Annotated in this window: 23 protein-coding genes; 15 read left to right on the top strand and 8 right to left on the bottom strand. The window is 67.2% G+C overall.

Going from position 1 to position 26,212, the window contains the following annotated elements; genetic code table 11:
• Positions 1-42 precede the first annotated feature (42 nt).
• Positions 43-1,407: a 2-hydroxycarboxylate transporter family protein gene (locus WI26_RS25470; protein WP_059467179.1), complete on the bottom strand. Its 1,365-nt coding sequence runs from the start codon at positions 1,405-1,407 to the stop codon at positions 43-45.
• 421 nt (positions 1,408-1,828) lie between these two features.
• Here WI26_RS25470 and WI26_RS25465 point away from each other — a divergent pair, with 421 nt between their 5' ends.
• From WI26_RS25465 to WI26_RS25440, 6 genes are read left to right on the top strand one after another with little or no spacing between them, the layout of a single operon-like run.
• Positions 1,829-2,659 carry a MetQ/NlpA family ABC transporter substrate-binding protein gene (locus tag WI26_RS25465; RefSeq protein WP_069227585.1) on the top strand — a complete coding sequence of 277 codons (831 nt, stop codon included), beginning with the start codon at positions 1,829-1,831 and terminating at the stop codon, positions 2,657-2,659.
• A gap of 10 nt (positions 2,660-2,669) precedes the next feature.
• Complete coding sequence (locus tag WI26_RS25460) at positions 2,670-4,085, top strand: LLM class flavin-dependent oxidoreductase (RefSeq protein ID WP_069227584.1); 1,416 nt, start codon at positions 2,670-2,672, stop codon at positions 4,083-4,085.
• Between the two features lie 18 nt (positions 4,086-4,103).
• Positions 4,104-5,291, top strand: coding sequence for a methionine ABC transporter ATP-binding protein (locus tag WI26_RS25455; protein WP_069227583.1), 1,188 nt, complete (start codon positions 4,104-4,106; stop codon positions 5,289-5,291).
• The gene (locus WI26_RS25450; RefSeq protein WP_027781522.1) at positions 5,284-5,940 is read left to right on the top strand and encodes a methionine ABC transporter permease; all 657 of its coding nucleotides are present in this window, start codon (positions 5,284-5,286) and stop codon (positions 5,938-5,940) included. The genes WI26_RS25455 and WI26_RS25450 overlap by 8 nt, the downstream gene beginning before the upstream one ends.
• 54 nt (positions 5,941-5,994) lie before the next feature.
• Positions 5,995-6,852, top strand: a complete 858-nt coding sequence (locus WI26_RS25445; RefSeq protein WP_069227582.1) for a hypothetical protein — start codon at positions 5,995-5,997, stop codon at positions 6,850-6,852.
• Complete coding sequence (locus WI26_RS25440) at positions 6,849-8,060, top strand: acyl-CoA dehydrogenase family protein (RefSeq protein WP_069227581.1); 1,212 nt, start codon at positions 6,849-6,851, stop codon at positions 8,058-8,060. The genes WI26_RS25445 and WI26_RS25440 overlap by 4 nt, the downstream gene beginning before the upstream one ends.
• Positions 8,061-8,109: 49 nt before the next feature.
• Here WI26_RS25440 and WI26_RS25435 read toward each other — a convergent pair whose 3' ends face one another.
• A complete protein-coding gene (locus WI26_RS25435; RefSeq protein WP_069227580.1) occupies positions 8,110-9,834 on the bottom strand; it encodes a YadA family autotransporter adhesin in 1,725 nt (574 codons plus the stop codon).
• Between the two features lie 462 nt (positions 9,835-10,296).
• Positions 10,297-10,761, bottom strand: a complete 465-nt coding sequence (locus WI26_RS25430; RefSeq protein WP_081334347.1) for an Lrp/AsnC family transcriptional regulator — start codon at positions 10,759-10,761, stop codon at positions 10,297-10,299.
• 175 nt (positions 10,762-10,936) lie between these two features.
• Between WI26_RS25430 and WI26_RS25425 the strand changes: the two genes are divergently transcribed.
• Positions 10,937-11,563 carry a LysE family translocator gene (locus WI26_RS25425; RefSeq protein WP_069227579.1) on the top strand — a complete coding sequence of 209 codons (627 nt, stop codon included), beginning with the start codon at positions 10,937-10,939 and terminating at the stop codon, positions 11,561-11,563.
• 6 nt (positions 11,564-11,569) lie between these two features.
• Here the strand turns inward: WI26_RS25425 and WI26_RS25420 are convergent, their stop codons facing one another.
• Positions 11,570-12,418: a helix-turn-helix domain-containing protein gene (locus WI26_RS25420; RefSeq protein WP_069227578.1), complete on the bottom strand. Its 849-nt coding sequence runs from the start codon at positions 12,416-12,418 to the stop codon at positions 11,570-11,572.
• A 254-nt stretch (positions 12,419-12,672) separates the two neighbouring features.
• Here WI26_RS25420 and WI26_RS25415 point away from each other — a divergent pair, with 254 nt between their 5' ends.
• Together WI26_RS25415 and WI26_RS25410 are read left to right on the top strand one after the other, a co-directional pair.
• Positions 12,673-13,635, top strand: a complete 963-nt coding sequence (locus tag WI26_RS25415; protein WP_069227577.1) for a DUF2167 domain-containing protein — start codon at positions 12,673-12,675, stop codon at positions 13,633-13,635.
• The gene (locus WI26_RS25410) at positions 13,632-14,357 is read left to right on the top strand and encodes a site-2 protease family protein (RefSeq protein WP_059508586.1); all 726 of its coding nucleotides are present in this window, start codon (positions 13,632-13,634) and stop codon (positions 14,355-14,357) included. The genes WI26_RS25415 and WI26_RS25410 overlap by 4 nt, the downstream gene beginning before the upstream one ends.
• 64 nt (positions 14,358-14,421) lie before the next feature.
• Here the strand turns inward: WI26_RS25410 and WI26_RS25405 are convergent, their stop codons facing one another.
• The gene (locus WI26_RS25405) at positions 14,422-15,825 is read right to left on the bottom strand and encodes an MFS transporter (protein WP_167359261.1); all 1,404 of its coding nucleotides are present in this window, start codon (positions 15,823-15,825) and stop codon (positions 14,422-14,424) included.
• Between the two features lie 244 nt (positions 15,826-16,069).
• On the opposite strand from WI26_RS25405, the gene WI26_RS25400 reads away from it, so the two are divergent.
• Positions 16,070-17,647, top strand: coding sequence for an aldehyde dehydrogenase (NADP(+)) (locus tag WI26_RS25400; protein WP_059467168.1), 1,578 nt, complete (start codon positions 16,070-16,072; stop codon positions 17,645-17,647).
• Positions 17,648-17,839: 192 nt separating this feature from the next.
• Positions 17,840-18,391: a hypothetical protein gene (locus WI26_RS25395; protein WP_059536632.1), complete on the top strand. Its 552-nt coding sequence runs from the start codon at positions 17,840-17,842 to the stop codon at positions 18,389-18,391.
• A 134-nt stretch (positions 18,392-18,525) separates the two neighbouring features.
• On the opposite strand, the gene kdgD is transcribed toward WI26_RS25395, so the two are convergent.
• A complete protein-coding gene (gene kdgD / locus WI26_RS25390; protein ID WP_069227576.1) occupies positions 18,526-19,440 on the bottom strand; it encodes a 5-dehydro-4-deoxyglucarate dehydratase in 915 nt (304 codons plus the stop codon).
• A gap of 230 nt (positions 19,441-19,670) precedes the next feature.
• On the opposite strand from kdgD, the gene garD reads away from it, so the two are divergent.
• The 4 genes from garD (at position 19,671) to WI26_RS25370 (ending at position 22,993) form a co-directional block, all read left to right on the top strand.
• On the top strand, positions 19,671-21,224 hold the full coding sequence (gene garD, locus WI26_RS25385; protein WP_059536629.1) for a galactarate dehydratase: 1,554 nt from the start codon (positions 19,671-19,673) through the stop codon (positions 21,222-21,224).
• Between the two features lie 180 nt (positions 21,225-21,404).
• Positions 21,405-21,797 (top strand): nuclear transport factor 2 family protein, encoded by a 393-nt coding sequence (locus WI26_RS25380; protein ID WP_059536626.1) that lies wholly within the window; start codon positions 21,405-21,407, stop codon positions 21,795-21,797.
• Between the two features lie 78 nt (positions 21,798-21,875).
• A complete protein-coding gene (locus WI26_RS25375) occupies positions 21,876-22,331 on the top strand; it encodes an RbsD/FucU family protein (RefSeq protein WP_059467163.1) in 456 nt (151 codons plus the stop codon).
• A 224-nt stretch (positions 22,332-22,555) separates the two neighbouring features.
• On the top strand, positions 22,556-22,993 hold the full coding sequence (locus WI26_RS25370) for a DoxX family protein (protein WP_059467162.1): 438 nt from the start codon (positions 22,556-22,558) through the stop codon (positions 22,991-22,993).
• A gap of 129 nt (positions 22,994-23,122) precedes the next feature.
• Here WI26_RS25370 and WI26_RS25365 read toward each other — a convergent pair whose 3' ends face one another.
• Entirely contained in the window at positions 23,123-24,433 is a 1,311-nt protein-coding gene (locus tag WI26_RS25365) for an MFS transporter (RefSeq protein ID WP_069227575.1), read from the bottom strand.
• Between the two features lie 322 nt (positions 24,434-24,755).
• Entirely contained in the window at positions 24,756-25,892 is a 1,137-nt protein-coding gene (locus WI26_RS25360; protein ID WP_059508592.1) for a branched-chain amino acid ABC transporter substrate-binding protein, read from the bottom strand.
• Positions 25,893-26,212: the final 320 nt, after the last annotated feature.

The following is a 26,212-nucleotide window of genomic DNA, read 5'->3' as shown; positions in this document are numbered from 1 at the left end:
CGCGTGCGAAGCAGCCTGCGCGACGGTGCGCGCAGCGGCGTGTCAACCGAAGTGCGCGACCAGGATCAGCGTCACCGTGACGACGATCGCGCCGCCGATGCGCGTCGCGATCTGCGCGAACGGCATCAGTTGCATCCGGTTCGCGGCGGTCAGGATCGCGACGTCGCCGGTGCCGCCTTGCCCGCTGTGGCAGGCGTTCACGATTGCGGTGTCGATAGGGTACATCTTCAGCAGGCGGCCGACCACGAAACCCGTGCCCATCAGCGTCGCGACGGTCGACACGATCGTGACGACGTTGACGATCGTGAAAGCGGCGGTCAGCTTGTCCCACGGCGTCATCGCGACGCCGATCGCGAACAGCAGCGGATACGTGACGGCGGTCGAGAAGAACTTGTAGACGACGAACGCGCCTTCCTGCAGCGGCGGCGACACCGCGCGCGCGAGTTTCACCAGCACCGCGAGGAACAGCATCGCGACCGGCGCGGGCAGGCCGAACAGCTTGTGCGCCATCAGGCCGACGAGGTACAGCGTGATCGCCGTGATGCCGGCGCCCGCGATGTGCGTGACGTCGACGTGGCCGCGGATTTCCTCGCTTTCCGGCGTCATGTCGCCGCTTTCGCCGACCTGCAGGCGGCCGTTGCCGGTCAGATGAGGCAGGCGCTTGCCGAGCATGTCGAGCGCGCCCGACAGGATGATCGCGGTCAGGCTGCCGAGCATCACCGGCGGCAGCACCATCGCGAACATCTCGCCCTGCGGCAGGTGCATCAGTTCCGAATAGCCGATCGACAGCGGAATCGCGCCTTCACCGACGCCGCCCGCCATGATCGGCACGACGATGTAAAGGAGCGTGTGGCGCGCGCCGAGGCCGAGCGCGGTGCCGACCGCCGTGCCGACGATCGCGGCGGCGACCGAACCGGCGGCGAGCGGAATGAAGATTTTCACGAAGCCCTGGATCAGCACGCGCCGGTCCATGCTCAGGATGCTGCCGACGATGATCGACGCGATGAACAGGTACAGGAAGTTCGTCGACTTCGTGAACTCGACGGTGAGGTTCAGCACCGGCTTCGGCAGCACGTGATAGTAGGTGAGCGCCGACGGCACGAAGGTCGCGAAGATCGCGGCCGCGCCGATGTTGCGCAACAGCGGCAGGCGCTTGCCGAGCTCGGCGCAGGTGAAGCCGAAGAACGCGAGCACGGCGATCGCCATCGAGATCTCGCCGGGCACCTTGCCCGTCACCGCGAAGCCGACGATCAGCCCGAACAGGATCACGTAGACCGGCAGCGGGATGATGCCGACGCGGATTTCCATCAGCTTCCACCAGCCTTCCGGCCAGAAGCGCTCGCGCGTGGCGGGACCGGCTTCGGCAATCGGCTCGGGGCGGGTTTGGGTAGGAATTGAGGTCTGCAAGACGTGTCTCCTGATGTTGGAATGCCTGCATGGCTTCGCGGCATCGTGTGCCGTCTATTACGCAACCCCCGTGCCAGAATTCCGGCCTGCCGGAATATTTTCAATGCATTGATTCATAAGGGATTTGTTTCGTCTGCGGAAAGGGTTCCCGCCACAGGCTGGCCGAGATTTCGGAATTCGCCCGCCGGCCAGGCCGAGATTTCGGCCAACGGGCCGGCCGGGCGCTCGCCCCGGCGGATCGAGCGCCATATCGCTGCGCGCGATTTTCTTCGCACAATCGCTTCGTAGACCGCCTTCCTGCCGCTCTCTATCATCGGCTGATCCTTTTCCGATGCGACGACGACCGTCCGGAGAACGCCCGCGCGTTCGCCGCGGCGTCGCTCATCCGTCGATACCGTCTTTGGACAGGAGAGTGGTTTCCATGCTGCATGCCGTTTTTTCCGCCCGCTTTTCCTCCGGCCGCGTGGCCCGTCTGCTGGCAACCGCGTTGCTCGGCGTCGCGATGCTGAACGGCGCACGCGCCGACACCGCGCCGCTGAAGGTCGGCATCTCGACGAGCCCGCAGATCGATGCGCTGAAGATCGCCGCGAAGGAGGCGAAGGCGCAGGGCCTCGACGTGCGGATCGTCGAGTTCACCGACTGGAATACGCCGAATGCGGCGCTGGCGAACAAGGACATCGACGTCAACTACTTCCAGCACATTCCATTTCTCGAGAACGCGAAGAAGCAGGGCGGCTACGACTTCGTATCGATCGCGCCCGGCACGATCATGAAGATCGGCCTCTATTCGAAGAAGGTGAAGCGCTTCGACGAGCTGAAGGACGGCGCACGCGTCGCGATCGCGAACGATCCCGTGAACGGCGGGCGCGGGCTGTTGCTGCTGCAGCGCGCGGGGCTCATCACGCTGAAGCCGGGCGCCGACTATCGCGCGACGACGCACGACATCGTGTCCAACCCGAAGCACCTGAAGATCATCCCGCTCGAGGCGTCGCAGCTCGCGCGCTCACTCGACGACGTCGATCTCGCGCAGGGCTACCCGAGCTTCATCAAGCTCGCCGGCACGACCGACCCGAACAGCGCGCTGCTGTTCGACGGCACCGAGAACAAGAATTTCGCGATCCAGTGGGTCGTGCGGACGGAGAGCGTGAACGACGCGCGCATCCGCAAGTTCATCGCGATCTACCAGCACTCGCCGGCGGTGCGCCGGGCGCTCGACAACGCGTTCGGCTCGCTGTACGCGATCGCGTGGTGACGGAGGCGACATGACGACGAACCGCAAGAAGATCCTGCTCAACGCGTTCAACATGAACTGCGTCGGGCACATCAACCACGGGCTGTGGACGCATCCGCGCGACCGCTCCGCGCACTACACCGATCTCGACTACTGGGCCGATCTCGCGAAGACGCTCGAACGCGGCAAGTTCGACGGAATCTTTCTCGCGGACATCGTCGGCGTATACGACGTGTTCGGCGGCGGCCCGGATGCAGCGCTGCGCGAATCGGTGCAGGTGCCCGTGAACGATCCGTTGCTGCTCGTGCCGGCGATGGCGCAGGTCACGCAACATCTCGGCTTCGGCGTGACCGCGAACCTGACGTACGAGCCGCCTTACCTGTTCGCGCGCCGCATGTCGACGCTCGACCACCTGACGAAGGGGCGCATCGGCTGGAACATCGTGACCGGCTATCTGGACAGCGCCGCGCGCGGGATGGGCCTCGCGCGGCAGATCGGCCACGATGACCGCTACGAACGCGCGGACGACTACATGGAAGTCGTCTACAAGCTGTGGGAACAGAGCTGGGACGACGATGCGGTGATCCGCGATGCGCACGCACGCGTGTTCGCGCAGCCGGGCAAGGTGCGGCGCGTGAAGCACGACGGGCCGTTCTATTCGGTCGACGCGATCCACCTGAGCGAGCCGTCGCCGCAGCGCACGCCGGTGCTGTACCAGGCCGGTTCGTCCGCGCGCGGCGTCGAGTTCGCGGGACGGCATGCGGAATGCGTGTTCGTGAACGGGCAGAGCAAGGCCGCCGCGCGCGCGGCCGCGCTCGACATTCGTGCGGCCGCCGCACGGCAGGGGCGCGATCCTGCATCGATCAGGATTTTTGCCGGCGTGAGCGTCGTGACCGCCGAGACCGAACTTCTCGCACGCGAAAAGTTCGACGAATACCGGCGCTACGCGAGCCCGGAAGCCGGTCTCGCGCATTTCGCGAGCTCGACCGGCATCGACTTCGCGAAGTACGGTCTCGACGAACCGATCTCGTACGTGAAGACCGATTCGATCCAGTCGGCCGTCGACGCGATTTCGAAGAAGAGCACGAGCGGCACGTGGACCGTGCGACGGATGCTCGAACAGATGTCGCTCGGCGGGCGCTATGCGCCGATCGTCGGCTCGCCGTCGCAGGTCGCCGACGAACTGCAGTCATGGATCGACGAGACGGGCATCGACGGCTTCAACCTGACGCGCACCGTGATGCCCGAGTCGTTCGAGGATTTCGTCGACTGGGTCGTACCGGAACTGCAGAGCCGCGGCATCTACAAGGAAGACTACGATCCGGCGCCGACGCTGCGCGAGAAGCTGTTCGGCGACGGCGCGCGGCTGCCGGCCTGGCACACGGGCGCGCAGCATCGGCCTGCCGCCGTGCCCGTGACGGAACCCGCGCATCCCGCGCATGCATGAACGTGACGGAGCGAAGCGATGACGCAACTGTTCGATACGCTGGGGTTCATCGAGGCGTCGGCCGTGCGGGCCGGCGCAGGCGCGCACGCACATGCGGCGCATGATGAAGCGGGCGCACGCACCGACGGTGTCGCCGTGTCGTTCGCGCATGTCGGCAAGGTATTCGCGACGCCGCGCGGCCAGGCCGCCGCGCTGCGCGACGTGACGCTCGAGGTTCGGCGCGGCGAGGTGTTCGGCATCATTGGCCGCAGCGGTGCCGGCAAGTCGACGCTGCTGCGGCTAGTCAACGGTCTCGAACGTCCGAGTTCGGGCAGCGTGCGCGTGCAGGACGTCGACGTCGGCGCGCTCGACGAGGACGGGCTCGTCGCACTGCGCCGCCGTACCGGGATGGTGTTCCAGCATTTCAACCTGCTGTCGGCGAAGACGGTGTTCGAGAACGTCGCGCTGCCGCTGAAGATCGCCGGCGTGCCGAAGGCGGAGCGCACGCGGAAGGTTGATGCGTTGCTCGACCTCGTCGGGCTCGCGGCGAAGCGCGACGCGTATCCGGCGAGCCTGTCCGGCGGCCAGAAGCAGCGCGTGGGCATCGCGCGGGCGCTGGTGCACGACCCGGAAGTGTTGTTGTGCGACGAGGCGACATCGGCGCTCGATCCCGAGACGACGCAATCGATCCTCGCGCTGCTCGCCGACATCAATCGCCGTCTCGGGCTCACCATCGTGTTGATCACGCACGAGATGGAGGTGATCCGCGCAGTGTGTGACACGGTTGCGGTGATCGAGCAGGGCGAGGTCGTCGAAACGGGCCCGGTGTGGCGCGTGTTCGGCGATCCGCGTCACGGCGCGACGCGCGCGCTGCTCAGCACGCTCGTGCACGACTTGCCTGCCGAACTGGCTGCACGCGTGCGGCCGTTGCCCGAGCTGGCCGCGCTGCCCGACGGCGCGCAAGTCGTGCTCGACGTCCGCTATACGGGCGAGAGCGGCGGCGAGCCCGACGTCGGCGCGCTCGCGGCGGAGCTCGGCGGGGCAGTGCGCTTCCTGCACGGCGGGATCGAGCGGATCCAGGGGCATGCGCAGGGGCGTCTCGTGATCGCGGCGGCGCCGCGCGCGGATGACGCGGCGCAGTCGCCGGCACGTGGCGGCGCGGTCGCGGCACTGCTCGAGCGCGCACGCCGCCATGCGAACCACGCGGAGGTGCTCGGCTATGTTTGAACTCTGGTGGCCCGAACTGCTCGACGCGATCCGCGACACGCTGTCGATGGTCGCCGCATCGGCCGCGATCGCCGCGCTGATCGGAATCCCGCTCGCGGTGATTCTCGTGACGACCGCGCCCGGCGGCATCTACGCGCGGCGCGGCGTGAACGCGGTGCTCGGCGCGCTCGTCAACGTGTTCCGCTCGACGCCGTTCATCATCCTGCTCGTCGCGCTGCTGCCGTTCACGCGCGTGCTGATCGGCACGACCATCGGCGTGTGGGCGGCCGTCGTGCCGCTGTCGATCGCAGCGATTCCGTTCTTCGCGCGAATTGCCGAAGTGAGCCTGCGCGAAGTCGATCGCGGGCTGATCGAGGCCGCGCTCGCGATGGGCGCGAAACGCCGTCATATCGTGTGGCACGTGCTGCTGCCCGAGGCGCTGCCCGGCATGCTCGGCGGCTTCACGATCACCGTCGTCGCACTGATCGGCTCGACCGCGATGGCGGGCGCCGTCGGCGCAGGCGGGCTCGGCGATCTCGCGATCCGCTACGGCTACCAGCGCTTCGACACCACCGTCATGGCGACCGTGATCGTGATCCTGATCGCACTCGTTTCGGCCGTGCAAATCACGGGCGACCGCCTGGTCCGACGCGTGACCCGGCGTACCTGAGCGGCGCCACGAGCGCCGGCTCCTTTCATTGAAGACCCTGAGAGAACGATACCCATGACCATCCCTACCGGCGCGCCGCGCGAATGGAACGGACAATTCGAGGAAGCACTGTTTCTTGACGTCGCGCGACGCCATCGTCCAGGCTTCCCGGACAAGCTGGCGACACCGCCGCGCGAGCCGCGCGGCGAGGACGAACTGGCGGCCGTCGCCGACTACTACACCAAGATGGCGTCGCACGACCTGTTCATCGTGCAGGTTGTCGCGAAGGCGATCGACACACTGTTCCGGGACGACCCGCATTTCCAGCTGATCCTGTCGCGCCAGCTCGGCGATGACGGCGCGCATGCCGTGATCGGTCGCGAACGCGTGACCGAACTGACGGGCCGCGATCCGCTGCCCGAAGTCGAGCGGCTCGTCGCCGCGCACTGGGAACGCATCGGCGATATCGCGGTGCGCGACATCGCGGGCTTTCTCGCATTCGAATGGCACTACGAATTGCACATCCTCGCGAAGCTGTGGATCCAGCGCAAGACCGGCCGCATCGCCGACGGCGCGATGCGCGAACATGGCGAGAACCGGATTCGCCCGGACGAGGAATGGCATCGCGTGCAGATCGTCCAGTGGTGGTTCGACACGTTGAAGGCGCTGCCGGCCGCCGAGCGCGACGCGCTGATCGATCGCGTGATCGCGGCCGACGAGGAAACGCAGGCACGGCTCGACGGGTATCTGCACGCCGAGTATGCGCATACCGAGCATGTGTTCGGTGCGGATATCGCCGAATACCGCGCGATCTACGACGACTGGCGTCGCGAGATCCTGTCGCGGCTGACCGGCCGGCGGCTCGATGTGCTGGTGCCGTTGTCGGAGCAAGTCGTTGCGCGAGAAACCATTGTGGAGGGAGCCGTAGCATGAACGACCCGCGCAGTCCGGCGACGTTTGCGCCGGATCCTGGTGCCGGCGCGATCGACGCTGACGCGTTGGCGCACACGATCGACGCACTGCGGGCGACGGCTGCCGAGCGCGATCGCGTGGGCGGCCATGCAGCCGACGAAAAGCGGCGGCTCGCCGATGCGGGACTGCTGACGCTCGCGGTGCCGCGCGAGTTCGGCGGACAGGAAACCGCCTGGCCGGCGATCTACGACGCGATCCGGCGCATCGCGCGCGTCGACAGCGCACTTGCGCATCTGGTCGGATTCCAGGCCCTGCAGGTGGTGAGTGTCGATGTATGGGGTAGCGCGGCGCAGCGCGAACGCTATCTGCGCGGCACGGTCGAGCATCGCTGGTGGTGGGGCAACGCGGTCAATCCGCTCGATACGCGGCTGCTGGCAACCGCGACGCCGGACGGCGGCTATCGGCTCGACGGCGTGAAGGGTTTCTGCTCGGGCACGCGCGGCTCGCAGCGGATGACCGTGTCCGCGCACGATCCGGAAACGGGTCGCGCCGTGTTTGGCGTGGTGCCGACTGATCGGGACGGGATCACGGTCGATGCGGACTGGGACCCGATCGGCCAGCGCCAGACCGATAGCGGCAGCGTGCGCTTCGACGGCGTCGTGCTCGCGCCCGATGAAGTGCTGCACCGCTCGGAGACGCCGCCGACGCCGCGCGCGACGCTGCGCACGCTGGTATCGCAGCTCGTGCTGACGAACCTGTTCGTCGGGCTTGCGGAAGGCGCGCTGGCCGAGGCGCGTGACTACGTGCTGGCGCACGGCCGGCCGTGGATCAACTCGGGCGTTGCGCGGGCGAGCGACGATCCCTATACGCTGCAGCGCTTCGGCGACATGCGCGTGCAGGCGGTTGCGGCGTCGTCGCTCGCCGATCGCGCGGCTGTCGCGTTGCAGCGCGCATGGGCGCGGGGCGATGCGCTGACGGCCGACGAACGCGCGGAAGCGGCGCTCGCGGTGTCGGACGCGAAGATCGTTGCGCAGCGTGCGGCGCTCGACAATGGCGAGGCGCTGTTCGATGCGTGCGGCGCGCGCGCCACGGCCGCATCGCTCGGCCTCGACCGCTTCTGGCGCAACGCGCGCACGCATACGCTGCACGATCCGCTCGACTACCGGCTGCGTGACGCCGGCCGGTTCGCGTTGACGGGGGAATTGCCGCTGGCGTCGCTGTATACATAGCTGAGCAGCGTCGGCAAACCATCCGCCGACGCTGCTCAGCCGGTGTCGCTTACCAGCGATAGCCGACACCCGCACCCGCGCCGAATGAGCCGTGGCCCGACACCGCCGTCGTGATTGAGCCTTTGACGAGCCATTTCGTCGTCGCGACCGACAAGCCGACCGCCATCGCGCTTTGGCCGCCGTACGTGCCGCCGCCGAGCGCCACGACTTTCTCGCCCGGCAGCACGGCCTGCGGCAGGTTGGCCATCGCAATCGCGCTCGCCGTGCCCGCATCCGCATCCTTGCGGTACTTCGACATTTCCTCGCGAACCGAATTGATCGCGCCGTTCAGCTGACGCACGTTGACGCCGTCCGTCGGTGCGGTGCCGTCGGCCACGTTGGTCAGCTGGCGTTCGGCGCCGGGCGCGCCGATCGACACGGTATTGTCGCGATCCGCAACCGAGTTCGCGCCCAACGCGACGGCATTGTTGGCGCTCGCGCGGCTGTTCGTGCCGATCGCGGTGGAGTCCGTGCCGGATACGTTCGAACCGGTGCCAATCGCGGTGCCGCTGGTTGCGGTGACCTTCGAGTTCGTGCCGATTGCCGTGCCGTTCGTCGCGCTGACGGTTGCATTCACACCGACCGCCGTACCGTTGTCGCCCGACACGTTCGAGCCGTTGCCCACCGCGGTGCCGTTGGTTGCAGTGACCGACGTGTTCGTGCCGATCGCGGTGTCCGTCGGGTCCGTCACAGTGCCGCTCGGAACGCTCGACGAAATCTTGCCGACGGTGGTCGTCAGCGATGCGAGGTCCGCCGTCAGCGTCGACACCTGGTTCGCAATGGAGAACAGCTGCGAGCCGTTCACGGCGTCGGTGCTGGTCGCGCTGATGGCGCCCGCCGCGACATTCACGATCTGCCGCTCGGCACCCGCGCTGCCGACGCTGACCACGCCGACCGGCGTGCCCGCGAAGCCGCTGTAGCTGACGCCGTTGAGCGTCACGCTGCTCACGGTCGTGAACGCGCGTGTGGCTGCGTTCGAGCCCAATGCAACGGAGTTCGCGTCGGCGGCGTTCGCGCCTTCGCCAATGGCGACTGCATTCACGGCGGAGGCCGTCGCGCGGGCGATGGCGACGCTGCCGATTGCGGATGCCGAGCTGTCGATGCCGAGTGCGACGGCATCGCCGGCGCCGGCATTCGCCTGGAATCCGAGCGCGGTACCGCCGGCCGCAATGCTGCCCTTGCCGACGGCCGTCGAAAATGTCGCGGTCGCGCTCGCGCCTTGCCCGACGGCAGTGGACTGGTCGACGGCAAATGCGCCCTGACCGAACGCCGACGCGGTTGTGCCGTTCGCGACCGCGCTGTCGCCGACCGCCGTCGCCTGGGTCCCGACTGCGCCCGACAGTGCGCCGACCGCTGTCGCATGGTCGCCGGTCGCGGTGGCATTCCCGCCCAGCGCGGTGGCCTGGGTGCCGGTCGCGCCGGCCATGCGGCCGATCGCGACGGTTTCGCTGTAGGCGCCGGTCGACGAACCGGAGTTCGCCGCCGCTGCGGTGCCGATCGCCACGTTGTCGCAACCCGTTGCGTTCGCCGGATACGTGCCGCTCCCCGAGATCGCGATGTTGCCGACGCAGCCGCCCGACGTGTCGGTCGACGTGCCGTTCTGCACATAGTCGGCCCGCGCCGGCGCGGAGGCAGTGAATGCGACCATGGCGGCGGCGACTGCGACGGCAAGCGCCGCCTTCGACTTCCCCGGGGCGCTTTGCGCCGATTGTCCCAACCCTCGTTGAATCTTCATCTCGTTGTTCCCAGGCTCGATGTAAAAGACGTGTTGTGTTTTGCACGGTCCGTGCGCGATATGCCGATCGAATCGTTCGTGTCCGTTTTATGACGGGTGTTGCCAGCTCGTCGAAAAAATGAAAGCTGTACTAATCAAATAGAACGTTCGTCGATCTCGAATCGGTGGCAACCGCGCATGAATCGCGACTACGTGCTTCGATCGCGGCCACATCGGCACTTCGAAGTCCGAAGCTCGGGCCGCGACGACGCATTGTGATTGGCCTCGGCCGCGTCCATGTTTGCCGCGGCGGCTGAACGCTATGTTTCGGGGGAAATTCGGTCGGCGACGCGCACGATGCGGCGACGGTAATGCGGTGCGACTCGCTCACGCGGGCGCGTGACGTTCGACCGCGCTGTCAGGACAGGCGCGGATTTGCCCGGCGGGCGGGCGCCAGCCATTTCCATGTGCTCGGCCGCATGCCTAGATTGGCAGACGTACCGTCTGCTTGATGCGCTTCAGCGGAATCTCGGTTTCGACGTTGCGTACGCCTTCGATCTGCGTGAGCGTCTCCATCTGAAAGCGCTGATAGTCGTCCAGATCCTTCGCGATGACGCGCAGCAGATAGTCGTAGCTGCCGGCCATCAGATGGCATTCGAGCACCTGGGGCGCTTGCTCCATCTCGCGCGCGAAGCGTTCGACGGTCGTCTTGTCCTGACGCTCCAGCGTGACGCGCACGAATGCCGTGAATCGCAGCTCGACGGCCGCCGGGTTCAGCAGGGCGACGTACGCGTCGATGACGCCCTGTTCCTCGAGCAGGCGAACGCGGCGCAGGCAGGGCGTGGGCGAGAGGCCCGCCTCCTCGGCGACCTGGGCATTCGTCTGGTTCGAGTTTCGTTGCAGTGCACGCAAGATGCGCCGATCGATGGCGTCCAGTTTGATTGGCATTTTTGGCTACCGATGATGTCGATGCTGGAGAATAACGCCAAATCGCACATCAAAAATAGCCAACTTCGCAGCCATTCTCCACGGCAAGTTGCCGATAATCGGATGACTGCCCGGCCCCGCAGGCGTGTGCGATTCCCGCCCGTCCGCCCCCGCGCCGCTTTTCAGGAGAATCCCGATGCCGCACGTAGCCTGGGTGCCGTTCACGGCCACCTCCCTTCTGATCATTCTGACGCCGGGCCAGGACATGGTGCTCGTGATGTCGCGCACGCTGTCCGGCGGCACGCGGGCGGGCCTCGTGACCGCGGCGGGTGTCAGCGTCGGGCTGCTCGTGCATACGATGCTCGCGACGCTCGGCCTTGGCGCGCTTCTTCAGGCATCCGAATGGCTGTTCACTGCATTGAAGATGATCGGCGCGCTGTACCTGCTGTACCTCGGCATCACCCTGCTGCGTTCGTCCGGCGAGCTGACGCTCGCGAGCGGCCGCGACGCGCCGGCGTCCGGGTTGCGTACGTTCGCGCAAGGCGCGCTGTCCAACGTGTCGAATCCGAAGGTCGCGCTGTTCTATCTCGCGTTTCTGCCGCAGTTCGTCCCCGGGGGCGCCACGCATCCGATGCTTTCGTTGTTCGTGCTCGGCACGACGTTTGCCGGCCTGACGTTTCTCGTCAAGGGGCCGGTCGCGCTGTTCGCCGGCCTGCTATCGACGTCGATCCGGCGCAATCCGCGCATCCTGACCCGCATGCACCGGGCGAGCGGCGCGGTGCTCCTGGGGCTGGGCGTGAAGCTGGCGTTCGAGCGTCGTTGACGATGCTCACCGAGCCGGCAGCGTATCCGCCAGCGCGCGCATCGCGTCCACCGTTTCCGGGTTCGCCGGGAAAAACGCCTCGATCGCGAGTTCCGACAGCGTGACGTCGACCGGCGTGCCGAACACCGTCGTCGTGCTGAAGAACGTCGGTTCGCCGGCGGCCGTGCGCAGCTGCAGCGGCACCGCGATGTCCGCGTAGTCGCCGCGTGCGTGCGTGTCGTCGGGCTGGCCGGCGGGTGCCGGATAGGCGGCGAGTTCGTCGCGCAGCGCATGCAGCGTGCGGTCGCCGCTCGCGTCGATCTGCCGTTGCAGCCGGTGCAGGATATGCGCACGCCATTCGTGCCAGTTGACGATCTGCGGCGCGAGACCGTCAGGATGCAGACTCAGGCGCAGCACGTTGACGGGTGGCTGCAAGAGCGCCGGAGCGGCCTGCGCAACGAGCGCGCCGAGCATCCGGTTCGCCGCGAGCAGCGTCCAGTGGCGATCCACCGCGAGTGCCGGGTACGGTTCGTGGCCGCGCAGCACGGCTTCGACCGCGTGCCGTGCCGCATCGAGCTGCGGATCTGAGAAGGGGCGCTCGCGAAACAGCGGCGCGTAGCCGGCCGCGACGAGCAGCGCATTGCGCTCGCGCAGCGGCACGTCGAGGCGCTCGGCGAGATGCAGCACCATCTCCCGGCTCGGCTGCGCGCGCCCCGATTCGACGAAGCTCAGGTGTCGCGCGGACACCTCGGCCTCAAGGGCGAGGGCCATCTGGCTCAGGCGTCGGCGTTGACGCCAGGTGCGCAGCAGCGAGCCGATGCCGGACACACGGCCGGCGGACGGGGGGAGCGATTGAAGGGCGGCGGTCGAGTTCATGACGAGGATGATAGGCAATCCCGCGTGCAACGGGCATTACCTGTGAGGTAAGCATTCCGGATCGGTGCGCATCGCCGGCGCCCGCCGCTGCCGCCCGAGGCTGCCTTCCGCCCCGCATTTCTTGCCAGGATGCGCCCCGACGCTGCGTTACCATAGCCCTCGTGCCACCTGAGAGGCGACATCGGACCGGCGACCACCGCGCCCGGGCCGGATGCCGCGCACATTCACAACAAGGCATTCCAGGGGAATCCAAAATGAAAAAACTCGCCCTCCGCGTCGCCTGCATGGCGATGCTTGCGCTCGCCGCAATCAACGGCCATGCGCAGACCGAAGCCGCGCAGGTCGAAATGAGAGCCGCAGCAGCCGCCGCCAACAAGGCCGTCGTGAACGGGCCGGCCGATATCGATGTCAAGCACGAAGCCGTGCTGAAGCTGAAGGAAGGCGAATCGTTCGTGCCGGCCGCCGAAGCCGGCCGCTACCTGCGCTCGATGGGCAACTCGATCGACGAATCGAAACTGGTCGGCCTCGTGCTGCCTGAGGACCCGGATGCCGACTGGATTTCGGTCGTGTCGTTCGAGCCGAGCGGCTACATCCGCGACGACGACGCGAAGGACTGGAAACCCGAAGAATTGCTGAAGAGCCTGCAAGCCGGCACCGAGGAAAACAACCCGGCGCGCAAGGAACGCGGGCTGCCCGAGACCGAGGTGGTCGGCTGGGCGCAGGCGCCCGTGTACGACGCCGCCACGCACCGGCTCGTGTGGTCCGCGATCATCCGCGACAAGGGCGTGGCCGCGAACGCACAGAGCGACGGCGTGAACTACCGGACGCTCGTGCTTGGCCGCGACGGCTACCTGTCGCTGACGATGGCGTCGACGCTCGCCGATCTGCCGAAGTACAAGGCGTCGGCCGACGACCTGCTCGCGAACATTCGCTTCAACGACGGCAAGCGCTACGCTGATTTCAACAAGTCGACCGACCACGTCGCCGAGTACGGGCTCGCGGCGCTGATCGTCGGCGTCGGCGCGAAGAAGCTCGGGCTGCTCGCGCTGCTCGGCGCGTTCGCCGTGAAGTTCTTCAAGATCGGCGCGGTCGCGTTGCTGGCGGGCGGCGCGGCGCTGAAGCGCTTCTTCGGGCGCAAGCCGAAGCCGGCGGCCGTGCCGGTCGTCGCCGACGCGACCGGCGCAGCCGCCGTGTCCGGCACGGAGCGCAAGGAATGACGAAGCTGCTGCTGCTGATCTTCGGCGGCCTGAAGCTCGGCAAGGTGCTCATGTCGGCGGGCACCATGCTGGCGTCGATCGCGGTCTACGCGCTGTTCTACGGATGGCGCTTCGCGGCGGGCTTCGTCGCGCTGCTGCTGGTTCACGAAGCCGGCCATTACGTGGCCGCGCAGCGGCGTGGGCTCGACGTCGGGCTGCCGACGTTCATTCCGTTCGTCGGCGCGTGGATCCAGCTGAAGGAGATGCCGCACGACGCCGAAACCGAAGCGTACGTCGGGCTGGCCGGGCCGTTCGTCGGCACGCTCGGCGCGCTGGCCTGCTACGCGGCCGCGCGGCACTACGACAGCAACCTCCTGCTCGCGCTCGCCTATACGGGCTTCTTCCTGAACCTGTTCAACATGATTCCGTTGTCGCCGTTCGACGGCGGCCGCATCACGGCGGTGCTGTCGCCGCGCATCTGGTTCGCGGGCGTGCCCGTGCTGATCGCGCTGTTCGCATACCGGCCGAGCCCGCTCCTGATCGTGATGGCGATCCTCGCGCTGCCGCAGTTGAAGCGCGCCTGGCGCTACGATCCGGACGCGCCGGAGAACCGTGCGTACTACACGACATCGGTCGAGACGAAAACGACCTACGCGCTTTTCTACGTCGGCCTGCTCGCGTTTCTCGCGCTGATGACGTCCGGCGTGCACGACATGCTGCGCGTCGCGCATTCGGCGGCCTGAGCGATGTAAAAACGGCGGCCGCTCACCGCGGCCGCCGTCGTCTTCCCGCTATTTCCCCGGAAGGTCACGCATCGCGATGACGCAGCTCGACGCGCTTGATGTCCTTCACGATCACCAGATAGCTCAATACCGTGACGAGCGCGTTCAACCCGACGAACACGAGCGCGCCGTTGAACGAACCGCTCGCGCCGACCAGATAGCCGATCGCGATCGGCGCGACGATGCCGGCCGTGTTGCCGAACATGTTGAACAGGCTGCCCGACAGGCCGATCGCTTCCTTCGGCGCCGTGTCCGCGACGACGGCCCAGCCGAGCGAGCCGATTCCCTTGCCGAAGAACGACACGGCCATCAGCACGATCACGAGCGCTTCGCTGTCGACGTAATTGCACCCAATGATGGCCATCGACAGCAGCATTCCGCCGACGATCGGAATCTTGCGCGCGAGCGTCAGCGACACGCCGCGGCGAATCAGCATGTCCGACAGCATCCCGCCGAGCACGCCGCCGAGGAACCCGCAGATCGCCGGCAGCGACGTCATGAAACCGGCCTTCAGCAGCGACATCCCGCGCGCCTGCACGAGGTAGATCGGGAACCACGTGAGGAAGAAGTACGTAAGCACGTTCACGCAGTACTGGCCGAGGTAGACGCCGAGCAGCATCCGGTTCGACAGCAGCTGGCGCACGTAGTACCAGCCCGCGACGCGGCTGCCTTCAACCGCCGACGCTGCGCCGGCGCCGCGCGCCGGCGTCGGTCGGCCAGGGGTGCGCACGAGGCCGCCGCCTTGCTCGATGTGCTCGAGTTCCGCGCGGTTCACCGCCGGATGGTCGGCCGGATCCTTCATCACGCGCAGCCACAGGAACGCGAGCGCGATGCCGGCGAGCCCGAGCCACAGATACACGTGATGCCAGCCATACGCATGCGTGAGCCACGCCATCAGCGGCGAGAACACCACCGCCGCGAAATACTGCGCGGCATTGAAGATCGCCGACGCCGTGCCGCGCTCGGCGGTCGGGAACCAGCTCGCGACGACCTTCGCGTTCGCGGGAAACGCGGGCGCTTCGGCGATGCCGACCGCGAAGCGCATCACGAACAGCGCGGTCACGGCGAACGCGGCGCTGCCGCCGAGGCCGATCGTGCTTTGCAGCAGCGTGAACGCCGACCACAGGAAGATGCTGGTCGCATACACGCGGCGCGCGCCGAAGCGGTCGAGCAGCCAGCCGCTCGGCAATTGCGCGAGCACGTACGCCCAGCTGAATGCCGAGAAGATGTAGCCCATCGTCACCGGATCGATGCCGAAAGCCTTGCGGATCGGCGTGCCGGTGATCGACAGCGTCGCGCGGTCCGCATAGTTGAGCGTCGTGACGACGAACAGCATCGCCAGGATCCAGTAGCGCACGGCGGTGCGGCGCGCGCTGCCGGCGAGGTCGATCGGAAGATCGCGGGAGGGAGTCTGATTAGGCACGTTCATGTAGTGCGTCGTCGTATGACATGACTGAAAGTTTATGTCGGCTCTCAGAATGTGGAAACATCGGGTTTTCCCTTTGAAAGCTGACCAAAAAGGGTAAGAATGTGTGCTTATGCCCGATGGGTAAGGATCTGCGGCGAGCGGCAGCCCTGCGCACGCCATGCGTGAATTAAGAGCCATCGTCGGCAGACATCATATCTGTTGGGCTACAATGAGCGAATCATTCCCGAACCACGGAGCACATCCCATGCAACTGACTGGAGAGATGCTGATCGGCGCCGACGCGGTAGCCGGCTCGGCCGGTACCTTGCACGCGTTCGACCCGACGAAGGGCGCGCCGATCGATGCGCCGGCCTTCGGCGTCGCGACGCAGGCCGACGTCGAGCGCGCGTGCGAGCTCGCGCGCGACGCCTTCGACGCGTACCGCGCGCAGCCGCTCGCGGCACGTGCGGCGTTTCTCGAAGCGATCGCCGATGAAATCGTCGCGCTCGGCGACGCGCTGATCGAGCGCGCACACGCCGAAACGGGCCTGCCCGTCGCGCGGCTGCAGGGCGAGCGCGGCCGCACCGTCGGTCAGCTCCGGCTGTTCGCGCGCGTCGTGCGCGACGGCCGCTTCCTCGCCGCGTCGATCGATCCCGCGCAGCCCGCGCGCACACCGCTGCCGCGCTCGGACCTGCGGCTGCAGAAGGTCGGGCTCGGGCCCGTCGCGGTGTTCGGCGCGAGCAACTTCCCGCTCGCGTTCTCGGTGGCCGGCGGTGACACCGCGTCGGCACTCGCGGCCGGCTGCCCGGTGATCGTGAAGGCCCATGAGGCGCACCTCGGCACGTCCGAGCTGGTCGGCCGGGCGATCCGCGCGGCGGTGGCGAAATGCGGGATGCCGGCCGGCGTGTTCTCGTTGCTGATCGGCCCCGGCCGCGTGATCGGCGCGGCGCTCGTCAGCCATCCGGCGGTGCAGGCCGTCGGCTTCACCGGGTCGCGGCAGGGCGGCATGGCGCTCGTGCAGCTTGCGAACGCGCGTCCGCAGCCGATTCCGGTCTATGCGGAAATGAGCAGCATCAACCCGGTCGTGTTGTTCCCGGCTGCGCTGGCCGCGCGCGGCGACGCGATCGCGACCGGCTTCGTCGATTCGTTGACGCTCGGCACCGGCCAGTTCTGTACGAACCCGGGCCTCGTGCTGGCGGTTGACGGCCCCGATCTCGACCGCTTCGAGTCCGTCGCGGCGCAGGCGCTCGCGAAGAAGCCGGCAGGCGTGATGCTGACGCGCGGGATCGCCGACGCGTATCGCAACGGTCGCGGCAAGCTGGCCGAACTGCCGGGCGTGCGCGAAATCGGCGCGGGCGAGGCGGCGCAGACCGAATGCCAGGCGGGCGGCGCGCTGTACGAAGTTGCCGCTCAGGCGTTCCTGGCCGAGCCGGCGTTCAGCCACGAAGTGTTCGGGCCGGCATCGCTGATCGTGCGCTGCCGTGATCTCGACGAAGTCGCACGCGTGCTCGACGCACTCGAGGGCCAACTGACGGCCACGCTGCAGATCGACGCCGGCGACAAGCCGCTCGCGCGCCGCCTGCTGCCGATCCTCGAGCGCAAGGCCGGGCGCCTGCTCGTCAACGGCTACCCGACCGGCGTCGAAGTGTGCGACGCGATGGTGCACGGCGGGCCGTTCCCGGCGACGTCGAACCCGGCCGTCACGTCGGTCGGCGCGACCGCGATCGACCGTTTCCTGCGGCCCGTGTGCTATCAGGACTTCCCGGACGACCTGCTGCCCGAAGGGCTGCAGGAAAGCAATCCGCTCGACATTCCGCGGCTGCGCGACGGGAAGGCGGAGTGACGGTGCGGCGGCGCGGCGCGAAGCCGGGCCGCTTGCCCGGGGAATGAAGGCGGGGGCGGCCGGCAGGCAGCCCCCGCTTTTTTCATGATGGCTTCCGCGTCGCCGGAATTTCTCCTACAGTAGCGGGGCCTCGGGCCGCCCGGTCCGCAGGCGTGCCTGAGAGACTACAAAATTCCAAAAGGAAGCCATCCGATGAACATCAGCAAACGCGGCGACCACCTGTTCGCCGCCGGATTGTGGAAGGCGATCGGCGACGTCGCGCATTCGGTCCGCAGCCGGATCGGCCAGTACAGCGAAGGGCGCGTGCTCGCGAATGCGCTGCTGGAATTCCAGCGCGACCTGGGCGGCAGCGAATTCGACATGACCATCAACCAGGGGCGGCCCGTCACGGGCTCCGACGCGCATTCGCTCATGTTCGGCCTCGCCGTGCGCCGATTCCGGCAGGACATGGAAGCGCTGGTGTTCGCGCTCGAGCATCGCCGCAATATCGACGAGGGCGACGCGAGCCAGCGCACCGAGGCGTTGATGCAGGCCAACAGCGCGCTTCTGACCGCGAAGCAGTCGGCAACGATCACCGTCGGCCGGTTTTTCGATGCAGTGGTCGATCGCGACGTGCTCGGGCAGATTCTCGGCGGCGAGGCGAACGCACGCGTGCGTGCGGGCGCGCAACAGCAGATCGAGACGACCCGGATCAAGCTCGGCAACGTGCGTCACCGGATCATCGGCGTCATCGCGCAGATGTGACCGCGCGCATCGCGGCGGGATGCGCGGCATGGCCGCCGCTGCAAACGACCGCGGCCGGCAGGCGCCGGCCGCGATGCAACATGGGCGACAAGCCGGCGCGGTGCCGTTGGAGGCGCCACGCCGGCCGTACCGGCTTACTGCGGGCCCATCTTCTTGATCAGCACGTCCAGTTCGGCAATTTCGTCGTCGGTCAGGTCGACGAGCGGCGCGCGCACCGGGCCCGCGTCGTGGCCGACGAGCTTTGCGCCCGCCTTCACGATGCTCACCGCGTAGCCCGCGCGACGGTTGCGGATCTTCAGGTACGGCAGGAAGAATTCGTCGATCAGGCGGCCGACCGTTGCGTGGTCGTCCTTCGCGATCGCCTCGTAGAACGCCATCGCCGTCTTGGGGATGAAGTTGAACACGGCCGACGAGTACACCGGCACGCCGAGCGCCTTGTACGCGGCTGCGTAGACTTCGGCCGTCGGCAGGCCGCCGAGGTACGCGAAGCGGTCGCCGAGGCGGCGGCGGATCGTGACCATGCTCTCGATTTCGCCGACGCCGTCCTTGAAGCCGATCAGGTTCGGGCAGCGGTCGGCGAGGCGCTCGAGCATGTCGGCGTTCAGCTTCGAATTCGCGCGGTTGTACACCACGACGCCGATCTTCAGCGCGCGGCACACCTGCTCGACGTGTTCGGCGATGCCTTCCTGGCTGGCTTCGGTCAGATAGTGCGGCATCAGCAGCACGCCGCTCGCGCCGAGGCGCTCGGCTTCCTGCGCATATTCGATCGCGACGCGCGTCGCGCCGCCGGCGCCGGCCAGGATCGGCACCTTGCCCTTGCAGGTTTCCGTCGCGACACGGATCACGTCCGAATACTCGCGCTGCGTGAGCGAGAAGAATTCACCGGTGCCGCCGGCCGCGAACAGCGCGGTCGCGCCATACGGCGCCAGCCATTCCAGACGCTCGGCATAGGTGGTCGGACGGAAGCTGCCATCCGCGTCGAAGTCCGTCAGCGGAAACGACAGCAGGCCGTGGGAGATGATCTGTTTGAGTTCTTGCGGTGAAGTCATGGTTGGGTCGTCCGTCTAGCGCGAGTGCTGGGTTCGTCGGGTACGGCATCCGAGCCATATTGGCGATGTCGTTGTATGTCATCGTACAACGCGAGAACGAGCAGTGCAAGCGGTTTGCCGGCGGGTAAAGGGTAGGGTCTTTCCGGATAAGGGTTTACGCAGCATCGCGGATTGGTGTTGAATGTCGTATGATGACTAACGATTTGACTGGTAGCCTTCCAGGAATTCCGATGACTGCTTCCCCGCTTTATATCCGCGTGCACCCGGACGACAACGTCGCGATCGTCGTCAACGACGGCGGCCTGCCTGAGGGCGCGACGTTCGCCGACGGCCTGACGCTGCGCGAAGGCGTGCCGCAAGGGCACAAGGTCGCGCTGGTCGATCTTGCGGCCGGCGACCCGATCGTCCGCTACAACGTCGTGATCGGCTACGCGCTCACCGAGCTTCGGCGCGGCAGCTGGGTCAACGAGCGCACGATGCGCATGCCCGAGCCGCCGGGGCTCGACGACCTGCCGCTCGCCACGCGCGCCGCGCCGCCGCTGGCGCCGCTCGAAGGCTATACGTTCGAGGGCTTTCGCAATCCCGATGGTTCGGTCGGCACGCGCAACATCCTCGCAATCACGACGACCGTGCAGTGCGTGTCGGGCGTCGTCGAGCATGCGGTGAAGCGGATCAAGGATGAACTGCTGCCGCGCTACCCGAATGTCGACGACGTGGTCGGGCTCGAGCATACATATGGTTGTGGCGTCGCGATCGATGCACCCGACGCCGACATCCCGATTCGCACGCTGCGCAACATCAGCCTGAACCCGAACTTCGGCGGCGAGGTGATGACGGTGAGCCTCGGCTGCGAGAAGCTGCAGCCCGAGCGGCTGCTGCCGCCCGGCGCGATTCCGCTGGCGGCCGACGGCGCGACGGACAACGGCGGCGTCGTGTGCCTGCAGGACGCCGCGCACGTCGGCTTCAACTCGATGATCGATTCGATCATGAAGATGGCCGAATCGCATCTCGAGCGGCTGAACCGCCGGCGTCGCGAAACCTGTCCGGCGTCGGATCTCGTCGTCGGCGTGCAGTGCGGCGGCAGCGATGCGTTTTCGGGGTTGACGGCGAACCCGGCGGTCGGCTTCGCGGCCGATCTGCTCGTGCGCGCGGGCGCGACGATCATGTTCTCGGAAGTGACCGAAGTGCGCGACGGCGTCGCGCAGCTCACGTCGCGTGCGGCGAACGAGGACGTCGCCCGCGAGATCATCCGCGAGATGGACTGGTACGACCGCTACCTGCAGCGCGGCCGCGTCGACCGCAGCGCGAACACGACGCCCGGCAACAAGAAGGGCGGCCTGTCGAACATCGTCGAGAAGGCGATGGGTTCGATCGTGAAGTCGGGCAGCGCGCCGATCGCCGGCGTCGTGCGTCCCGGCGATCGGGCGCGGCAGAAGGGGCTGCTGTACGCGGCGACGCCCGCGAGCGATTTCATCTGCGGCACGCTGCAGCTCGCGGCGGGGATGAACCTGCACGTTTTCACGACCGGCCGCGGCACGCCGTATGGCCTCGCGCAGGTGCCGGTGATCAAGGTCGCCACGCGCAGCGATCTCGCGCGCCGCTGGCACGACCTGATGGATCTCGACGCGGGGCAGATCGCGACGGGTGCGGCCTCGATCGAGGACGTCGGCTGGGAACTGTTCCGGCTGATGCTCGACGTCGCGAGCGGCAAGCGCCGCACGTGGGCCGAGCAATGGAAGCTCGCGAATGCGCTGACGCTGTTCAATCCGGCGCCGGTGACCTGACGCGCGCCGTTCGACGGCGGACGATGCGGGCGCCTTCGAGCGCCCGTTTTTCATCGCGGCGGCGCGGTTTCCTTACCTCGAACGTAATCGACCGCCCGCGCGGGGCCGGCGACGATGGCGACACGCGAACACGAAACGTCCGCGGTGCTGTCCTCCCCTCATCCAGACCAGGAGCCTCGCATGAACACCACCGAAACCGTCCAGTCCGCTCACGCCGACCTGATCGACCGTTATTTCGATGCCTGGAACGAGTCCGACGTCGCACGCCGACGCGCGCTGATCGATGCGACCTACGCGAGCGACGCGGCCTATCGCGATCCGCTGATGGCCGGTGACGGCCACGCGGGCATCGACACGATGATCGCCGCGGTGCAGGCGCGCTTCCCCGCGTATCGCTTTCGCCGCACGACCGACGTCGACGGCTTCGGCCAGCACCTGCGCTTTTCGTGGGCGCTCGTATCGCCCGAGGGTGCGGCGATCGTGAAGGGCTCCGATTTCGGCATCGTCGATGCGTCGGGCCGCCTGAAGTCGGTTACGGGTTTCATCGACGAAATGCCGGCCGCGGCGTCGTGACGTGAACGATGCATGCCCGGCTGCCGCCGGGATCGGGTAACTTATGCAATTCGTTCCCCCTCCCGGAGGTTTGCCCACATGCTGAAGAATCTCGATCCCCTGCTGCACGCCGACATCCTGCACACGCTGCGCGCGATGGGCCACGGCGATGAAGTGGTGATTTGCGATGCGAATTTTCCGGCGGAATCCGTCGCCGAACATACGGTGGTCGGCCGCGCGCTGCGCATCGACGGCGCCGACTCGGCGCGCGTCGCTCGCGCCGTGCTGTCGGTGTTGCCGCTCGACACGTTCGTCGACACGCCCGCGTGGCGGATGGAGGTGGTCGGCGACCCGGCCGCGGTGCCGCCCGTGCAGCGCGAAGTGCAGGTTGAAATCGATCGCGCGGAAGGGCGCGCCGTGCCGCTCGTGGGCATCGATCGATTCGCGTTCTACGAGCGCGCGCAGCAGGCGTATGCGGTGATCGTCACCGGCGAGCTGCGCGGCTACGGCTGTTTCCTGTTCAAGAAAGGCGTGCTGTTGAGCGACGCCGGTTAGGGCCTGTTCCTTTTATTCGCGGTTGCGGCGGTGGGGCGTCGTTCCTCACGGCAGCGCCGCGCCTGCGCCGGCCGCCGCAGTGTAAAGATTTGCTACAACCTTTTGACACCGCGAAAAGACCCTCTATGCTGGCCCATTTGCCGCGGGCCCGGCAGGGCCGCGCGGCTCGGACCGCATGGGGCACGCCCTGCGCGGACGGCCGAATTGCATACGAGGAGAGAGGCATGACGCGTTCCGTCGATTCCGGCGTCATTTTTTTCGCACGCCTGGCGCTGGCGGCGTTGTTCTTGTGGGGCGGCGTGATGAAGCTGCTCGGCTACGGCGATTTCATCGGCTATCTGCATCGAATGAACGTCCCCTATCCGCAGGTGATGGGCCCGCTCGTCGTTGCGATCGAAGCACTCGGCGGCCTGCTGCTGATCGTCGGCTACAAGGTCAAGCCGCTCGCATTGCTGATGGCGTTCTACACGATCGCGACCGCGATGGTCGGCCACAATTTCTGGGATGCGACGGACGCCGCCGTCCAGCACGACATGGTGATCCACTTCTGGAAGAACATCGCGATCGCCGGCGGTTTCCTGCTGCTGTTCGTGACCGGTGCGGGCGGCGCGAGCATCGACGCGCTGCGCCGGCCGAGTTCGTCGTACGGCGCGCTGCGCTGAGTCGAACCGAACTGAACGGCGCGACGCACGCACGTCGCGCGCCGCACCGAACCAAAACGAAAGGGCCGAATCCCGCACACTGCGGGATTCGGCCCTTTGTTCATCCAGCCGGCGCATGCGCGCCGGCGTTCAGCGTGCGTCCTTCAGGTCCTTCGCATCCTTCGAGAATTGCACGGCGATCGCGCCGAGCACGCAGATCGCCGCGACGTACACGACCGGCGCGAGCGGGTTCGACTTCATCATCAGCGACACGATCACTGGTGTGAGGCCGCCGAAGATCGCATACGCGACGTTGTACGAGAACGAGATGCCCGAGAAGCGCACGACTGCGGGGAAGCTCCTGACCATCACGAACGGCACCGCGCCGATCGTGCCGACCATGAAGCCGGCGATCCCGTAGTACAGCGGCAGCGTCGACGCGTCGGCCGCGACCTGCGCGAACAGCAGGTAGTAGCACGCGGCCAGCACGAGGCCGCCGATGCCCAGCACGCGCTTGGCGCCGATCCAGCCCGCGAGCGAGCCGGCGGTGATGCACCCGGCCGTCAGGCACAGCGTCGCGATGCTGTTCGCGAACAGCGTGGTGGCGGGCGTCAGGTGGAATTGCTTCTGCAGCAGCGCGGGCGTCATCAGGATCACGACGACGATCGCCGCCGACAGCATCCACGTGAGCAGCATTGACACGATCACCGCGCGGCCGTGGTCGCGCAGCACGGCCTTCAGCGGAATCTCCGCCGCGAGCGCCTTCTTCGCCTTCATTTCGGCGAACACCGGCGTCTCGTGCAGCCAGCGGCGCAGGTACACCGAGAACAGGCCGAACACACCGCCGAGCAGGAACGGAATGCGCCATGCGAACGCGGTGACTTCGGCGCCCGAGTAACGGCTGTTGATGCCGGCAGCGACCAGCGAGCCGAGCAGGATGCCGGCCGTGAGGCCCGCGGTCAGCGTCCCGCACGCATAGCCGATGTGGCGCGACGGCACGTGCTCCGACACGAACACCCATGCGCCCGGCACTTCGCCGCCGACCGCCGCGCCCTGGAGCACGCGGAACAGCAGCAGCAGCACCGGCGCGAGGATGCCGATCGAGTCGTAGGTCGGCAGCAGGCCCATCAGCAGCGTCGGCACCGACATCATCAGCACGCTCAGCGTGAACATCCGCTTGCGGCCGAACAGGTCGCCGAAGTGCGCCATGATCACGCCGCCGAGCGGGCGCGCGAGATAGCCGGCCGCGAAGATGCCGAACGTCTGCAACTGGCGCAGCCAGTCGGGGATGTCGTGCGGGAAGAACAGTTGTCCGATCGCGGGTGCGAAGAACACGAAGATGATGAAGTCGTAGAACTCGAGGGCGCCGCCGAGTGCGGCAAGGCCAAGGGTCTTGTAGTCGCTGCGCGTGAGCGCGCGTTCGGCGGCGCGAGGCACGCCGCTCAATTCGGAAGCTTGCATGGTCAGGACGATCGGTTTTCGAATGTTGTTGTCGGTGCTGCGTCTCCAGGGCCCGCTATCGGCATGGACTGGCAAGGCGCGGCTTGCGTCGTCGAGCGTGTGTCGCATATCGGATGGGACACGTCACATGCACCGTCGCACCAGGATGGGGCGCGACGGAGACGAAGCGTCAAGGCGGGTGGGGGGGATTCTACAGGAGCGCGAAATGCATGCACGCGGCGGGTTGCCGAGGAAGGCTTCGGCTTCGCCGGGCGCGAAACGCACGCGGCGCGACAGGCGGATGAGCCGCGTGCCGCGCCGCGCGTGACAGGGGACTGAGTGATCAGTTGCCGGCGATCGTGTCGACCGGCTTGAACGCGCCATGCTCGACCTTGTAGATCGTCACGGGCGCATCCTTCAGGTCACCCTTTGCGTCGTATGCGATGCTCGGCGCCGACACGCCCTTGATCGACACCTTGCCGAGATACGGCGTATAGACCTTCGGGTCGGTCGAGTTCGCGTCCTTCATCGCGGTGAGCAGCGCGATCGTGCCGTCGTACGAGTAGGGCGAATAGGTGATCACGTCTTCATTGAAGCGTGCCTTGTAGCGCGATGCGTAGCCGGCGAAGCCTGGCATCTTTTCCTTCGGCAGCCCGCCCATGTAGACGATCGCGCCTTCGGCCGCTTCGCCGCCGACCTTCAGGAACGTCGGCGAGCGCGACATCTCGCCGGTCACGAATGCCGACTTCATCCCGAGCTGGCGCATCTTGCGAATCATCGGCGAAGACTGCGCGTCGCCGCCGCCGTAGAAAATCGCGTCGGGGTTGATGCCCTTCAGGTTGGTCAGGATCGCGGAGAAGTCGAGCGCCTTGTCGTTCGTGAAGTCGCGCTTGACGATCGTGCCGCCCGCGGCCTGCACGGCCTTCGCGAATTCGTCGGCGATGCCCTGGCCGTAGGCCGTGCGGTCGTCGATGATCGCGATGCGCTTGAAGCGCAGCGTCTTCACCGCGTACGTGCCGACGATGCGGCCCGCTTGCGCGTCGCTCGTCAGCAGCCGGTACGTCGTCTTGTAGCCGCGCGCAGTGTATTGCGGCGACGTCGCCATCGAGATTTGCGGCAGCCCCGCGCGATCGTACAGGTCGGACGCGGGAATGCTCGTGCCCGAGTTGAAGTGGCCGATGACGCCGCGAACGTTGTCGTCGATCAGCCGCTGTGCGACCGTCGTGCCGGTGCGCGGGTCGGCCTGGTCGTCCTGCGAGTCGAGCTGGAACGTGACCGGCTTGCCGCCGATCGACGGATGCGTCGCGTTGAAATCGGCGATCGCGAGCTGCACGCCCTTCTGCATGTCCGTGCCGTAGTTCGACTGCGGCCCCGTCAGCGGTGCGGCGAAACCGATCTTGACGACGTCGGCGGCGATGGCGTGTGCGCCCGACAGTGCGCAGGCAGCGGCCAGCGCGACGTGCGATACCTTCAGCTTCACTTTCACTTCCCCTTGATGGCGTGGTTGGGCCGCCGCCGGCCAACAGGCCGGTGCGGTAAGCCGGGCGAGACGTATCGGTCTGCAGGCCATTGCGACAGCCGTGCGGGGTGTGCCGTGCGCCGCGCGGGTTGTGCCGGAATCGGCGTGCGTGGCGGCGACGGGATGTCGTCTCGTAACCGTTGATCGAAGTCTAGGTAGCGAAAATGCACGCGTCTTGCGCGTTCGATGCGTGACCGGCGACGATTTCGGCATATCGTCGATAACCCTTATATATGCCGAAATCGTCATGTGGAATGCGCAATCGCGCCAAGACGCGACAC

Origin of the sequence: Burkholderia diffusa (genome assembly GCF_001718315.1) — a bacterium.
GTDB classification, from domain to species: Bacteria; Pseudomonadota; Gammaproteobacteria; order Burkholderiales; family Burkholderiaceae; genus Burkholderia; species Burkholderia diffusa_B.
The sequence above is the reverse complement of the archived record's forward strand: the minus strand, read 5'-3'. Positions and strand labels throughout refer to the sequence as shown.